At 62.2% G+C, this 14,359-nt stretch carries 15 protein-coding genes; 8 read left to right on the forward strand and 7 right to left on the reverse strand.

The window, feature by feature from the left end; all coding sequences use genetic code 11:
- Nucleotides 1-506: 506 nt before the first annotated feature.
- Nucleotides 507-1,820, forward strand: coding sequence for a CysS/YqeB C-terminal domain-containing protein (locus WDLP6_RS28805; RefSeq protein WP_162487205.1), 1,314 nt, complete (start codon nt 507-509; stop codon nt 1,818-1,820).
- 149 nt (nt 1,821-1,969) lie between these two features.
- Here WDLP6_RS28805 and WDLP6_RS28810 read toward each other — a convergent pair whose 3' ends face one another.
- Both WDLP6_RS28810 and WDLP6_RS28815 read right to left on the reverse strand, forming a co-directional pair.
- Nucleotides 1,970-2,491: a hypothetical protein gene (locus WDLP6_RS28810; protein ID WP_068674505.1), complete on the reverse strand. Its 522-nt coding sequence runs from the start codon at nt 2,489-2,491 to the stop codon at nt 1,970-1,972.
- Nucleotides 2,481-2,786 carry a hypothetical protein gene (locus tag WDLP6_RS28815; RefSeq protein WP_068674503.1) on the reverse strand — a complete coding sequence of 102 codons (306 nt, stop codon included), beginning with the start codon at nt 2,784-2,786 and terminating at the stop codon, nt 2,481-2,483. Before WDLP6_RS28815 ends, WDLP6_RS28810 begins: the two co-directional genes overlap by 11 nt.
- A 378-nt stretch (nt 2,787-3,164) precedes the next feature.
- Between WDLP6_RS28815 and WDLP6_RS28820 the strand changes: the two genes are divergently transcribed.
- Nucleotides 3,165-5,264 carry a class I SAM-dependent methyltransferase gene (locus WDLP6_RS28820; protein WP_068674501.1) on the forward strand — a complete coding sequence of 700 codons (2,100 nt, stop codon included), beginning with the start codon at nt 3,165-3,167 and terminating at the stop codon, nt 5,262-5,264.
- Nucleotides 5,265-5,292: 28 nt separating this feature from the next.
- On the opposite strand, the gene WDLP6_RS28825 is transcribed toward WDLP6_RS28820, so the two are convergent.
- The 3 genes from WDLP6_RS28825 to WDLP6_RS28835 all read right to left on the reverse strand — a co-directional run bounded on the left by WDLP6_RS28825 (nt 5,293) and on the right by WDLP6_RS28835 (nt 8,834).
- A complete protein-coding gene (locus WDLP6_RS28825; RefSeq protein ID WP_068674499.1) occupies nt 5,293-6,798 on the reverse strand; it encodes a hypothetical protein in 1,506 nt (501 codons plus the stop codon).
- Nucleotides 6,799-7,046: 248 nt separating this feature from the next.
- Nucleotides 7,047-7,952 (reverse strand): hypothetical protein, encoded by a 906-nt coding sequence (locus tag WDLP6_RS28830; RefSeq protein ID WP_162570788.1) that lies wholly within the window; start codon nt 7,950-7,952, stop codon nt 7,047-7,049.
- 216 nt (nt 7,953-8,168) lie between these two features.
- A complete protein-coding gene (locus tag WDLP6_RS28835; protein WP_162570789.1) occupies nt 8,169-8,834 on the reverse strand; it encodes a GIY-YIG nuclease family protein in 666 nt (221 codons plus the stop codon).
- A gap of 173 nt (nt 8,835-9,007) precedes the next feature.
- Here WDLP6_RS28835 and WDLP6_RS28840 point away from each other — a divergent pair, with 173 nt between their 5' ends.
- Nucleotides 9,008-9,193 carry a hypothetical protein gene (locus WDLP6_RS28840; RefSeq protein ID WP_102905932.1) on the forward strand — a complete coding sequence of 62 codons (186 nt, stop codon included), beginning with the start codon at nt 9,008-9,010 and terminating at the stop codon, nt 9,191-9,193.
- 13 nt (nt 9,194-9,206) lie between these two features.
- Here WDLP6_RS28840 and WDLP6_RS28845 read toward each other — a convergent pair whose 3' ends face one another.
- Nucleotides 9,207-9,557 carry a cold shock domain-containing protein gene (locus WDLP6_RS28845; protein ID WP_068674495.1) on the reverse strand — a complete coding sequence of 117 codons (351 nt, stop codon included), beginning with the start codon at nt 9,555-9,557 and terminating at the stop codon, nt 9,207-9,209.
- 870 nt (nt 9,558-10,427) lie between these two features.
- A complete protein-coding gene (locus WDLP6_RS28850; RefSeq protein ID WP_162570790.1) occupies nt 10,428-10,970 on the reverse strand; it encodes a hypothetical protein in 543 nt (180 codons plus the stop codon).
- Between the two features lie 401 nt (nt 10,971-11,371).
- On the opposite strand from WDLP6_RS28850, the gene WDLP6_RS28855 reads away from it, so the two are divergent.
- The 5 genes from WDLP6_RS28855 (at nt 11,372) to WDLP6_RS28875 (ending at nt 14,345) form a co-directional block, all read left to right on the forward strand.
- Nucleotides 11,372-11,902: a hypothetical protein gene (locus WDLP6_RS28855; RefSeq protein ID WP_162570791.1), complete on the forward strand. Its 531-nt coding sequence runs from the start codon at nt 11,372-11,374 to the stop codon at nt 11,900-11,902.
- 83 nt (nt 11,903-11,985) lie between these two features.
- Nucleotides 11,986-12,183, forward strand: a complete 198-nt coding sequence (locus WDLP6_RS28860) for a hypothetical protein (protein ID WP_162570792.1) — start codon at nt 11,986-11,988, stop codon at nt 12,181-12,183.
- Nucleotides 12,184-12,732: 549 nt separating this feature from the next.
- The gene (locus WDLP6_RS28865) at nt 12,733-13,287 is read left to right on the forward strand and encodes a hypothetical protein (RefSeq protein WP_162570793.1); all 555 of its coding nucleotides are present in this window, start codon (nt 12,733-12,735) and stop codon (nt 13,285-13,287) included.
- A gap of 385 nt (nt 13,288-13,672) precedes the next feature.
- Nucleotides 13,673-13,927, forward strand: a complete 255-nt coding sequence (locus WDLP6_RS28870) for an SWIB/MDM2 domain-containing protein (protein ID WP_083944163.1) — start codon at nt 13,673-13,675, stop codon at nt 13,925-13,927.
- 37 nt (nt 13,928-13,964) lie between these two features.
- Complete coding sequence (locus tag WDLP6_RS28875; protein WP_162570794.1) at nt 13,965-14,345, forward strand: hypothetical protein; 381 nt, start codon at nt 13,965-13,967, stop codon at nt 14,343-14,345.
- Nucleotides 14,346-14,359: the final 14 nt, after the last annotated feature.

Consider the following 14,359-nt stretch of genomic DNA (forward strand, 5'->3'; position numbering starts at 1 on the left):
TCAATGAACTGGTGCACCTGTGAAGTTGTTTGCACCATCGCTTGCTGTGACGGGCAGGACAGGGCAGATGGGCGGCTCAGCCCTCGGACGAACGGCCGTGCAACGCCGCCGACGAGTTCAAAGGACAGGTTCAAAAAGCTGAAAAGGGCCACTTCTATGTTGTGTGGTCCAGACTTTCCAGCCGACGTCCCGCGGCAGGGCGGCCAAGGTGTTCCCTCGGGATGAAACCTACGCAGCCATTGGCCCATGGATGATGCCGGAGTACGCGTTCTCGAGCGCCTGTGCCAAAGCTGAAATCATGAGACAGTGCCGCCGTGCCATGGCTGTGTATGCGACGCGGCAGGCTAAACTGATACGCTATAGGCTACGTTTTAAAGGTAGAATTCAAAGATGACGGTTTTAAGCAAGCTAAGCATTTCCAAGGCGGTTGTCCGCCATGCTGCGCTTGCACGATGTCTGTGCGCGAATCACGTCAACCGATTCCCGCAGCCATCGAACGAACCATCATGCATCTCAAAGATTCCCTCTCGGGCGCGCTGAAGCGCGTCGAACCCACCGACGTTTCAATCTACGCTTGCGGCATCACGCCGTACTCGTCCGCGCATGTCGGTCACGCACGCACCTATGTCGTCTTCGACCTCCTGAAGCGCGTCCTCACGGCGCAGGGTCACCGTGTGCGCCTGGTGCGCAACATCACAGACATTGACGACAAAATCATCAACACGGCCAAGACGGCCGGCGTTGCCTGGCACGAGCTCTCGGACAAGTACGCCGAGGAGAACCGCCAGCTGATGCGCGCCACCGGGCTGGATGTTCCGGAGGAGCCGAAGGCGAGCGAGTACCTGGCCGACATGTTCTGGCTCATGAAGCAGCTCATCGGCCTGGGGCTGGCCTACGTGGCGAGCACGGGTGACGTGCTCTACCGGGTGAGCGCCTATGACGGTGCACTGTTGATGCCCCACAAGGAAGGCGCACTTCGCTCGGAGCAAGGCGCCACGCGGGTGAGTACTGACGGCAAGGAGGACCTGCGGGACTTTGCGCTGTGGAAAACCACTTCTCGGGATGAGCCTGGCTTCGAATCGCCCTGGGGCTGGGGCCGCCCGGGCTGGCACATCGAGTGCTCCGCAATGATTCGCGCGCTCTTTGGCGGCAGCGTGACCATCCACGGAGGCGGCGTCGACCTCAAGTTCCCGCACCACCAGGCGGAGATGATGCAGTCGGAGCCGGTGTTCGGCCGGCCCCTGGCCGAAATCTGGATGCACAACGGCTCGGTCCTGTCCGATGGTCGCAAGATGAGCAAGAGCGAGGGCAACTTCGTCACTTGGCAGGCGGCCCTCGACTCCGCGGAGGCGTTGGCGCCGGGCCTGGGCGGGCAGCTGCTGAGCTTCGCGCTGGTGCAGGCTCACTGGCAGAAGCCGCTGGACTGGAATGACAAGCTTCTGGCGTCCACCCATGCGGACGTGCTGCAGCTCACCCAGGATTTGGCTGGCGTTGTGCCTGGGACAGCGGATGCTCTCATTGAGGTTCTGGCGGACAACCTGAATGCACCTGCCGGCAGCTTTTGGCTGAAGCAGGAGCTCAAGGGCGGCACACCTGCGCGATTGGCGGCCGGTCTGCACTTCTTCGGTATCGACGTCGATGCCTGGGCCCGCCTGCCCCGTTCGGCCGCGGTGAGCTTGAGCCACACGGACATCGACGACCTGCAGTCGCAGCGACAGCAGGCCCGGGCTGCCAAGAACTGGGCGCTCGCCGACGAAATCCGCCAGCGGTTGAATGCCCATGGCGTTGCCGTCAGCGACGCGCCCGTCGCGCAGCTGTAGTCCGACTCGGCTCGAAATTCCATCCCCAAGGACGCCTTGTGCCGCGAGAACGATGGCAAGCCTGCACCTTGCGAGGAGGCATTTTGGGCAGCTGACGGCCGAAAACAAAATGCCCTGCATCGCAGGGCTTCCTCCGACTCTGGCAAGGACTACTGGTCGGAATGCCCGCGGGCCTTTGCTGCATGCGAGCTCGCGTGCCACAGGCTTTCGAACACTTCGTAGGCCACGATGAGTCCCAGAAGCTCATGCATGCCCAGCACGGCAGCGCATGCCGTCGGGCCCAGCTGAGAGGCATGCCACAGCCACATCGCGAGCGGCGCCAGCATGACCCCGTTCGCCACTGCATCGACCAGGCCAAGCCAAGAGCTCAGGCGGAGCTGCGCTTTGGGCAGGAGCCGACGAACGCACGCACCGAAGGTGCGGGCCCACCTAGGCTGCTCGTTTCCGTAGCGGGCCAGCACATACGCTTTCGCGGGGGCCCCAAACAAATGCACCGAAAGCTTGGCCGCGACGTAGATGGCGGCCAGGGCGTTCGGGTCGGTGAAGACCGATACCGCGTCGGCCAGGTTCTGCGCCGCCAACAGGCCGCGGGCCACCGCGAACACGCCCGCGCTGTGAGCGGCTTGCGTGCCCAGCAGAAGGAAACCCCAGAGTGTCAGTTTAGTGCTCACTTTCGGCTCCTTGCATGATGTGTGCTGTGGTGGCAGCGCGAGGCTTGTTGAACTCGGCTTCGAGCAGATGAGGTGCAAAACGCTCCTCGTGCTCGCGCTTTTGGATGGGCGCCGGCGGCTGGGTAGGTTCTGGCTCGTGGCCGCCTCCGTGGGTATCGCCGTGGGTTCCGCTGAAAAAGGCACCAAGGGATAAGCCGAGCGACACGGCGACGGCGGTTGCCAGCCGACGCACAGCAGGTTCCTTCAGGCAGGCGGTCGCGACGGCGGTGATGACCTGGACGATGGGGCTGAACACGACAATCTCCGGTTGGGTTTTAGATGACCCAATCATCCGGATTGAAACGGGAAAGTCTTTAGGGTACTTTGCGTTGACTCTAAAACGTTCCCTGAACTCGCCGCCCGGGCTACTGAGCCACCGCGCAGCACGGTCCGAAAACCGTCGTCAGGGCGTTTCAGGGGGCCGAAAGACGAGGGCCGGGAAAACCCCAGTGCCTTGTCATCGGGTCGGGGCCCCTCGTCGCAGTGCTCGGCTCAGCGGACCGTCGTATTCGGCGGAATTCTGCCATGCGTGCGGGCGTGGGGGTAACGTCCAGGCGTGGAACCTTCATATCAAGAACGCGTTTTTTGGGCAGAATTCTCCGCTTCGGGGAATCCTCCTCGACGGAGGACAGGCATGGCAGCGCAAGACGCAGAGGATGTCGATGGTGCCGACCAGGGCCGGGAGGTCCGAGACGCTGGCGACGCAACCGATGAGCTTCGCCGAGAACTGGTCGACCCAATCGTGCAAGGTCTGTTGTGCTACGACCCCACGGGAAGCCGAGATGTCACCTCCATCCAGGCGGCGCTACAGAGGTGGGAGGGGCTTTGCGACCAGGCGACAAGCGCTGAGTTGACGCCAGAGAAGATGTGGACCTACAAGGATTGGCCCTCCAACAAGCGTCACGACAGAGTGCTGGACCTCGGGTGTGGCGATGCAGTCATCGGCCACAAACTGATGAATGCGCCGAATGTCGCCGCCTACGTCGGCGTGGATAAGGAATCGGAACGGCTCAAGGCTGCGCAGCCCTCCAAGTTCATGCAGGTTCTCGTCAGGAACCTCGAGGAAGACGACCCCTTCGGATTCATAGACACGAAGGAGATGCCGAACATCATCCTGGCAATTCGGCTTTTCGACCACATCGCTGACCCGGCTAAGCTTTTGCTCGCACTCGGGCAGCTGTTCGAACCGGGCCGGGAAGGAATCATGTTGGTGGCGACGAGCAACAGGCGCTATTTCAAGAAGGACCTGGGTCCCGAAGACTTCAGCACTGAAAAGCAGGATGAGCCCTCCTTGACCGAGTGCCGGGATGGGCTCCATCGGCATTTGCGGTCCCGAACGGCGATGAGACGACACTTCCGAGACGCAGGCTTTCACGTCTTCGACGAGGCCTCACCCCTCCTTCCGGCGAGCATCGACCGTCTCAAGGGTTTCACAAAGCGCAACGGAGACCACGCGGTAGCGCCATTCCACATCTGGTTGCTTGGGATATACAGCACACGGCGCATTCAGGCCTCACGCAAGGACATCGACAAGTGGGTTGCAGAGCTCGCGGCCGCGCGTAGAAGTCTCGGGCCAGAGGAAAACCCCGGTCCGGCCCACTTGCTGCTGAGCGCCATCAGCGACGATATCCTCCCTGGTGTGCATTGGCGCACGGTTGCCGTCAACCATCCGATAGCCTACAAGCACAACACGGCCGGCCAGGTCTTCATTGTTGAGAGTGGACGATTCGGAGCCTACCTTCCTGGTACTGAGCCATCCCCGGCCCTCACCGTCAGTGCGGAGCCTCGAGTGGTCTTCGACCCCAACGAGGTGTTTGGCGAGCTCGAGGTGTTCAACCAGGACAGGGAGCATGACCGACGCTACGTGGCTTCGGTCTATGCCATGCCGGGCGAAGACAAGGCTGCCAAGTTCTACAACGTGTTGGTCCTTCCTGTGAAGCCGACGGTGCAGGCCTTGATGGGGGTGGCCACGGTGCTCGGCAACCCCATGCTGCAGGATTTGCGCACGAAGAGTTTGGAGTCGAATTTGCGCTATCACGCCCAATACAACGGCGTGGAGCGCTTCAGCTTTACCTCCCCGACCGGGGTGACCACGACTGTAAGGCCGGCATTCGTCATCGTGGTGGCATCGCTGCTCGCGTTGGCTCTTGAAGCGGACAGGGAAAAAGGGCTGTACTCGCTCGATGGACGGCGGGTGGTCTATATCGACCGAATCGACCTGGCAGCGGAACGGCTGCTGCGCCGGTCAGGATTCAAGGACGCGAATGCCATCAACGGAGCTCTGAAGTATCTCCAGGCCGCGGGCATTATCGGGGTATTGAGGCCTGTGCCTGACGTCGCAGCCGAACGGGTGGCAGCAGCGGCGCGGCTGGAGCTTGCGGCGAGCGAGCTGTACGGCGTTCGAAAGGCCACGGCTAACGTTCCTGGCAGCAAGGAGGTGTTCGACGGATTCATCAGGAACAGCTATATATGCATGGTGCTGGTGGAGCGCGAGATGGCGCTGCGCAAGTTTCTCCTGGAGCCCACTCAGGCGCTATTCGATGAGACAACGAGGGGAATAGCGGCCCAGGACCCCGCCAGCGCGGAGACGCAGGAGTACTGGCGGGCGGAAATGGACAAGGTGAGCATGCAGTTCTGGAAGCGGCGCATTGAGGTCGGTGCATGGGCTTACGACAGTCTCGGGTTCCCGTTGTCGAAGTTCGCGGGAGCGAAGCGGCCGGCCAGAGTGCAATGACCCACGGAGATGGCGACGGCCGCGTCGTTCAGTTGGGGAAGAGTGGCGGTATCTCCAGCATCTCCGTCGGGGGCCCGCGTCCTGGCAACATGGCTGTTTCACACTCGTCCGCCACCTTCTTGAGGTCCCAGGGGCCTATTGCCCGCCTACGGGCCACACTGGATGGCGTGCCGACGGCCGCAAGGACGCTTACGCCGACGTACAGCCACACGTTGCCGCGCATCTCAGCCTGTTTGAAGGAGCAAAACCGTTCTGCTTCGAGGCGGACGTAAACGCTAAAAGGGCGTCCAAGCTCCAATAGTGCTACGTCCTCCACGACGCTGCCTCTCACCTGCGAAACGTGCCCAAGTCCCCCGGCGCGCAACTCAGCGGTGCTCGGCTCTCCCTCCTGCTCCAGCGGCTGTGGCGGCCTCATTGCTTGAGCTGCGAATTCTCCGAAGCTTGGCGTTGCTATAGCGGCGGCTGTGCTTAGCCGGCGGGTGGTGCGCACGCCGGGGCCAAGGATTCTGGGTGTGAAGTACAGCAGCTGCTCACCATAGTCCAGGGCAATGCTGCCCGCACCGGACGTGAAGCCCAGGAGCTGGCACTCAATCACTGACTCACCGGCTTGGGTCATTGGGCCCAACTTGCAGAATGAGGTCAATGGCTCCACCTCTACCGTCTCCTGGGGTTCCCCTCTTGGAGTGCCTGCAACTTGCGCCTGTTCCAGGAGTCCTGAAGAGGTACTCAGCGCGAGAACAGCGCTCATCAAAATTGCTGCTGGCAGGGAGACTGCAAGCAGGACGAGTGCCGGCGCGGTGAGGATGGAGGACAAAAGACCTGCCCACCTGCGGCGAAAAAGGGCTCCCGCAAGGCTCCGGGAAGCGCGAATCGCCGCGACCACGAGAGCGAGATACAAGGGGACTAAAGCCAAGTACGACAACAAGCTCGCAACAAGCCCCGCATACATGGCGGTCGGCAGCTCACGGGGCGAGGTGGGCACACTGTTGAAGTCGTAGTTGCCTAGTCCAAGCACCCCGCGTATTGGTGCAAGCGGAACCAAGGCGCCCGAGACCAGAAATGCAATCAGCCAGGCGCTGAGCGCGAGGGCGAACGTCGTCGCGGCCAGCAGTCGGACACCGTGGGCAGCGCGACCATTTACGAGCTTCGCAGCAAACCAAGGGACCAGCGCCCAGGCCAGCCCGAGAGCAAGCAAAGGTACAAACGCCGCGAGGTATCGCGATGGCGTCAGCACGTTGCCGAGCGATACCGCCAGCGAAAAGGGGTCTACTATGCGCGGCCCATGGGCGAGCACTGGGTAAAGGACGCTGAATAGCGCGGTGGACACCAGGAGCACGCCAACCCAGCCGAGGACGCGCCTATCGGCCTCCAATTTGCAAAGCTTGTCGACGGGATGCCGACTCATCAACGTGCCGTAGCCGTGGATGACGGAGCCCCACACCCGCTTGACCAATTCCAGCCAGCCTGCAAGCCAGTCTTCCCCTTCGGATACCAGAGGAAGCCGCTGCCGCAGCTTCTGGGTCTCCTGTGCCATCCTACGGGAACGGGACCGAAGTGAGCCCCCGGGTTTCCGCGCTGCGGACCCTCTCAAGCTCCAACGCCTTTTTGGGTGGGCCATCCTTCGCTCCTTCGCCCACATCATCAAGGCGCGGCGTCACCTTGGCAACTCGTTCGGAGCCGGCCATGAGCTAGGAGCCAGGCCCAGCGACCGTCCGCGCTGGGCGATTCGAGAGGGCTAGCAAAAGAAAACGAGCCCAGAGGGCTTGTTTGCAGCCAATCAGGCTAGTCGTCGAGGAGGTCGGCGCCGCCGTCGGGGGCCAGCTCGGGCACCAGCATCGACACGGCAAAGCCGATGCGCTCCATCGCATGTGAAATCCGGTGGAAGCCGAACCAGTGCACATCTTTGACCGCCGGGCAATCCCCATAGGGCTGCTCGTAGCTCAGAACGTAGCCCTTGTCGCGGCCGTCGGCATAGCGCAGACCGATGCCCGCATCCTTGTGACCAGGTACCAGTGAGCCGCGCAGGAACGTATTCAGGCAGGGCCGTTTGGGATAGTTCACCCCGGGCATGTCATCAGAAAACCTGTCCGCAGCTTCTGCAGCCAGGCGGAGGACGTCCTTGATGCTCAGGTTGCTCCCGGTGTACTGGTCGAACGTACCGTGGTAGTCCGGGGAATCCAGCAAGGCTGGGTCGTCCCAGAACTGCCGGATGTGCAGCGTGTGCCGCCCGAAACGTTCCTCGAGGACCACGACCCAGTTCGTGCTCTGTGTTTCCACGACGAACGCCTTGACGACATGCGGCGGTAGCTTCTCGCCGCCAATCAGGCCGAGGAGGCCCTTTGCGCCGGCGGGTACCTCTTCTGCCTCCACCTCGCGATGAGGGATGAAGTAGCAGTACGCGTCGTTGCCGAACTCGAACGAGTTGCTGGCGTCGTGGCCCTCGGCGACCAGCTTGTCGTAGAGGGCGACGTATCCTGCGAGGACGCCTTGCACCGCCAGGCCGACGTAGTTGGCCATCGTGCTCTCGAGCTCGAGGTTGCGAAGGGCCGCCTTGTCGCGGCGCTTGAGCTCAAAAAGCTCGGCCAGGACGACGGGGCGCTCCAGAAGCGAAAACTGCTCGCAGCAGCCGGCCTCCATTGCGACGCGCAGGGACGCGGCGAGCGTCTTCAGCTCTGTCATGCTTTTCATGTTCGTTTCCTTGTTGATTGACCTTCCTTGTGTAGGAAGCTGCAAACAAGGGACGGGGTAGGCTTCTCCGAAAACATCACAAGCTGGCGCGGTGTGCCTGGGTTGCGCCTCACAAAGCAATCAAGTCTGCTGGACGTTGCGCTAACCGGCCGCTCCGATTGCCCGCTGTTGCCCTTTAGTGGCCGCCGGGTGCGGCAGTTTGCCAACGGGCATCGCCTAGACCCCATAGAACTCGCGCGTTTGATGTCCATTGAGGGCCGTACCCTGACTTTTGCAGGGTCCGTAAATCAAGTTGCTGATTGAGCGCGCCAGCGATGCGGCGTCCTGCTGGGGAGGAGGCGGTATGCCATGCACGAGCATCATCTGCCGTACCTCTCGCACAGTACGTCGCCTGCTGAAGGGCTCGAATACCCAATCACCGGGAGCAACGTCGTCACGCGCAATAAGACCTGCGAGCGTCTTCAATCCAAGGCGAAAGTCGACGCTCAACGCCTCTACGCTGAGGTAGCGGCGATGCTCGAGAGTTCGAAGGTTCCAGGCGAACCACTTGTGCAGGACTGTGTCTCTCAGAACCTCATGGGCGGAGTTGTAGTTTTTCGCGGTGCCCCAATAAGTGTTTAGCAGCGCCTGCTCGCCTGCAAGCATTGCCTCTCTCGTCTCGAATCTCTCGATGATTCCAAAACGAAAATCAGACAGCCCCCAGCCGTTCTTCTGAATGTCCAAGCACATCAGATGGTTCCCGACTCTGGCTGTGCGGGCAGCTTTAATAGCCCGCCGATGTTCTGCCCACCGGCTTGAAGTATTGCTCGTCGACCCAACGTAGAACTTGCCGTTCCGCTCGTTTTTTATCTTGTAAGTGACAAACGGACGTTCGCTTTCCATCATTCTCCCTTTCTACGCTTCTTCCGTTTCTAGTGTTCCGTGTCGACGCCAACTGCTGACCTGACCGGGGTTCAAAGGACTCTAAACGGTAGCGTTAAGTGTTTTAGAGTCATCAATGATACAATGCAGCCATCGGGTATTCCGCCCTAAAACACAAGGGTAAGAAGAATCGAATGAGCGAAATGAACGGCTGGGCCTGGTTTGCCCTTTGGTATGCGACTGGCCTGCTGACAAGCTTGTTCTGGCCGCTCAGATATCGCAAGAACATGCGTCGGCGCGACTGGGATGTTGTGCTCAAGCGGTTGCCCTTGATGGCGCTCTGTGGCCCGTTGGGCCTGATTCTTTTCTTCCCGGTCTAGGCCGACGAGTTCCTCAGCCGACAAGGCCCGGCCATGCCGGAAAGGGCGTGGCCGTGGCAGGAGCCGTTGTGCCTTCCTGCTTGTCCGCAATGCCAGCTGCCCCTTCCGCTACCGCGGTCGCCGAATGAGCTTTCAATGTACGCTGCTGGAGGGCCATGTGGCGTGACAGGACTGAAACGGCCAACGCCTGAGGCACACCGTCCAAGTCGCCCAACTCGAACTCCACCTGGTCGCCGGCGTCGAGCTTCCCTTTGCCTGCGACGACCTGTGAGAGGTGGAAGCTCACCTTACCCGACGTCTTGCTCGCAATGAGCCCTCGGCCCGTGATGCGGTTGAAATCAGCGACTTTGCCGGTCATTCTCATTCAGCACTCCATCCTCGTTGTTGCAGCATTTTAGGCGCGCATCTGATGCACTCCGATGCGGACTAACGCGCACTCCGTTGAGACCGTTTGCGGCGGCCCGCAGCGGTAGACTGCAGCCTGGTGGCTTCTGAGAGGACCGCAATGAAGACGACGAAGGCTTGGGTGCGAGGAGAGGGCGTGGTCCTCGAGATGGACCTCGAGACCGGAGACGCCCGGATTGAGTGTGGGCATTTGGGCAGGCTCACCGCTCGTGCCAAGGAGGTACGAGCCGGCGCCAAGCTTAGCGTTGGGCAGCGGGTGGACTTCGACATCGTCGTTTGCGGCGGGACCGCCTCGGCCGTTGACGTTCGGGTGCTTCCAGAAAAAGCCGGTGTAGCGCCCCGGCCAGCGCCCGTCTACGGAAGGGCGAGCCCCAACGTACTCCGGCCAGGGCCGCTCGAACCTGGTTCCGCAAGCCGTTCTGCCAGGTCCGCGGGGCCGCGGGAGGTCCCGGCTTGGCCACAGCGGTCGCCGCAACCGGTCTCGACCGGACAAGGAGTTTTCTCTCGCCTGCCGGATGAGCGGACGCACCCAAATGCTGCCGGTGCTTCCCAGGTGCAAGTTCTGCCTAAGGCCCGGCCGGCGGCGCCCGCCATGGAGCCAAAGCCCAGAACGGCGCGCCGCCAACGCCCGGACGTCACGGAAACGCATGACCGCTGCGGACACTGCGGAAAGCTGATGGTCCCAATACTCGTTGTCAGAAAGGGCAGGGCGGTCCGCTCTCTGTGTCGGTTTTGCGGGGGCACGCACATCGATTTCACGAAGAGCAGCGGCGCCGGGGTGGCGGCCGCGCTGTTGTTGCTCGGCCTCCTCGCGAGCTGAAGCTCGAGCCTAGAACACTTCGTAGAGCTTCTTCTCGCGGCCGCGCGGGTCAAGCGCGCTGCAATGTCGGATTGCCTTGGGCGTTTCGGTATAGCCCTCGACCGACTTTCCAGGCAGGACCCGCAGTCCGGTGAGCTCGAGCTTCACGAACTCGCGGTCGCGCACGGTCCTCGACGAATAGTCCGAGATGTGCTCTCCGCCCTTGCCCTTGCGGCCATCGCCCGAGGTATTTCCGAACAAAAGGGAAAAGTCTTCGTCAGGCGCCACGACAGCTGAGCCCGTCGCTAGATGCTTCGGCCGAGGCCTTGCAGGCGGGACGTAATCTGGAGTCATGGTCACCGGGGGAAGGTCAACCTCGCACTGCACGGTGAGCCCGGTCAGCACTGACTGGCTGGCGTTGAGCACGTCCACGTACAGCGCCTTCCCATCCTTCTTGAACGAGACACCCAGCTTCTGGGCATCCTCTGTTGGTAGCAGTCGGTCCGCAGCATGGCAAACCGACGTGAACAAGAGGGCGGTTGCAAGGATTGGCAGCAGGGGTTTCTTGAGCATCTGTTGGTGGCGGGTGGTCGGCTGCGAGAGTGTATTGCCGGGCGCGAGGTACCAAGAACGACTTTGTCACGAAGGGCGCGAAGAAGACCCCCGGCGAACGAATCGCCAGGGGGCAAAGCCAGCCGACAAAGGGAGGAGGAGGGAAAGACTGTCGGCCGCGTGAGCATCTTCAGCCCACGCCGGCGATTCTACGCGTCGGGACGGTGGGCCGCGTCTTCCGAACTCGGCCTAAGACGCAAGTTGCATTCGCCCGCCGTCGGCCGGTCGCGCAATACGTCGGAACACCCCAAACGGTTTTAGCAGTGGGGTGCAATGCATTTTAGGTCCGTTGTTGTAGGGGCTCTGATAAAATGCAACGGAGCTGAGCGGTTCAGCGGCCTACCCCCAGGAAAACCCCCTCTATGACTGCATCTCTCGTGAGCGCCCCTGACAGCTCTGCATCTGCGCCTTCCAACTTTGCCGACAAGCTCGAGGCTCTTGCTGCCCTCAAGGGCAGCGACCCTACGACATGTTCAGAACGCTGGCGTGTCAAGGACGAGCTCGCAGCGACTCTGTTGCAGCGCATGCAGCTGCATCGGACCCTTTTCGAGCCCCTGTGGACGAGCACCGATGCGCCGCCGCGGACGTACTCGGATGACTTCCCCCCGGTAGACCCCGCGACGGACAGCATCCATGAGTGCTATGAGGCGGACGGCATCCTGTACGCGGTCGTGCAGCGCAATCCTCCCGGAGCTGCCTTTGCAAACCTGCTCAGGATTGGTTTTCCGATGCCCTACCTTGCAGACAAGGGGTTGGAGCTGATGTGCGAGCACGCGACGGCGACGCTGAAAGCGCGCGAAGCTGCCCTCAAGACCATGGTCCGGGACTTCGATGCCACCAAAAGCAAAGCGCTCAAGGTGATATCCGCGGCCCTCGGCCATCCGGAGCACTGACGCCGAAGGGGCCGTTCTATCGGCGATAAGTTCGCTCGCTACATGCGATGCCCGTCGGCGTTCGGCGGGGAAACGGAGTTAACGTGGCAACCTTCACGTCGAGCAAACAGGGCAGCCAAGGCAGGGAGAAAAAGCCTTCCAAGACGGGACCACAAATCTTTCACGCGGCCGCCGTCGACCACTGCGTTCGTCTCATCCGCGCCAAGCGCCTGCCCCTGATGGTCGGCGCCATACTCCAGCGGACACCCAAGCCGAGCCCGGAGGGCCAGAAGGGCCGCTGAGCATTCGTGGGGCGGTCAGCAGACAAGCAGGCGCTCCAGGCACCTGCGGATTTCTACGAGGCGGTCAAGAACCGACGCGCGGTGGCGCTGAGCCCGACCGCAGGCGAGCTTGGCGACTTTGCACCGGCGTTCGAGCATGAGCCGCTTGAGGGAGCGCGCGCGTCGCTCAGCGGCGCCCCTTAGGTACTCGGGCCTCCGGCCTACCCTCGCCACTCTGCAGAATCTTCAGCACGGTCATTTGCGACACGCCCACCAGGCGACCGATAGCCTGCGCGCTGAGCGATGACCGCTGGTACTGGAACCAGATTCTCTCGAGGAGTGCTTCTCTGGAATCGTAGCGACCTGTCGTCTGCTTTCGCCCCCGCTTCTTGGTCGAGCTAGGCTCGGTGGAGGGCATTGGGGTGGCGTCGGGCTCGTTCATCTAAAGGCTAGGTGGAAAGGTGATTTTTAGCTAAAATGCGCATCTGCTAAAGCATTTCTCTAGAGCGTTGGTCGCTTCATCCGCGAGGCGCGCACGCCCATTCGGCACACCTGAGGACACATTCTCCTATGACGACAACTCAACCCCGTAGCGGCCAGGTATCCGCGCTTCGCCTGACGCCCCGGCAGCGCACGCTGATTTGCGGAATGATGCACCAGCCACAGCGCCAGGCATGGCGCCACTACGAGCATCCGGGAACCTTCGACTCGCTCATCAGACGAGGCCTGGCCAAGGTGGTGAGCACCAAGCGCGAGAAGGTCGTGCGTGCGGAACTGACGGTCGCTGGCGCACGGGCCTGGGCGAAACTCACGGGGAACGTGCTGGACGAGCCCGCGCCGAAAGGGAAGGCTGTCAAGCCTCCGGCCATTGAGCACTCCGAGGCAGAGCTGGTCTTCGCCGCGCTCGCCACCGGCCACTGGACGGTCGAGCGCAACCTTCCGCTGTCATACCTCACGGCCGCAGCCAACAAGCGAAACGCATGGTCCGTTCGGAGGCGCGAGGCGCCGTTCTGTGCCGACCGTCGAGACTCGCCTCGCTCCTGGTCGGCGCCCACTGCCCAGAAGGCCCTCACCGCTGCCTGCGTTGACCTCAAGCTCCCGTTGCCCCAACCTGATAAAGCCTGAGCGCCGAGGATTTGTCCCAGACGCTCACCCTCACAATAAGTAGTATTCCTATGCCCGACGCGCTCCTGCATTCTCTCGACTCCCGCACCGCCGCGGCCGTGCGCGGGCTGCTCGTCCTCGTAGACTCGTACGCTGAAACGCGCCACAAGTGCGGCGCGTAGTACAACGCCCGGGCGGCCGAAGCTCGCAAGCAACTCATCGCAGGCTTGGTCGCAGAGCTCCCCGCGCTGCATCCGTGCGCTCAACAGGGCGCACCAAGTGCTCCGGCGTTCGTCGCACAGGGTCGTACCACCCCTCCGAGCCCGCGCGGATTCAGCTGCGACTGAGGCCAGCGGGGCCAGATTCTGGCCTCCGTAGAATGGTGGTTTACTTGGACTTTAGAATCATGACCGAAAAGACAACCAACGCCTTCTCTCGCCCACTGACCCCCAGCACGGAGCTGGCAGCAGTCATCGGCTCGACGCCCCAGCCCCGCACGCAAGTGACGAAGCTGCTGTGGGAGTACATCAAGGCGAACAACCTGCAAAACCCCGGGAACAAGCGCAACATCCTTTGCGACGCCAAGCTGAAAGCGGTGATGGGCAAGGACGAAGTGACGATGTTCGAGATGACCGCCCTAGTCGGCAAGCACCTGAGCTGACACCTCCGGCTCCTCCGCGCCTTCTATAACGTTACCCATGCCACGCCAATCCGACGACCTCACGCTCAAGCGAGCCCTGGCCCCTGCAGTACTGGACCGCGAGAGCTATGCCCAAGCGTATGGCGGCAAGGGACCGGAGGCTGAAGCGGCGACAGCCCTCAAGTTTGCGTTCGAGGCCCTTCGAGGCAAGAGCCTGAAGTCCTTGACCTCCGAGGAACGAGAGACCGCGCGGCTGGCGCTTATCTACGCCGAGCAGTGGGAGGCGTCGCTGGCCGAGGCCAATGAAGGCCTTCCTGATGCGCAGGAGCCGCTGCAGGAGGCCGCTGCCTTCCGCAAGATGAGGCTGCGCCTATGGGGGCGCACTGCGATGGAAGCAGCGCTTGCTGGCGGCAAGCCCGTAGACATCCGGAGCCTGTAGCCGCGGTCGGCGCT

It is taken from the genome of Variovorax sp. PBL-E5 (genome assembly GCF_901827185.1).
Taxonomy (GTDB): Bacteria; Pseudomonadota; Gammaproteobacteria; order Burkholderiales; family Burkholderiaceae_C; genus Variovorax.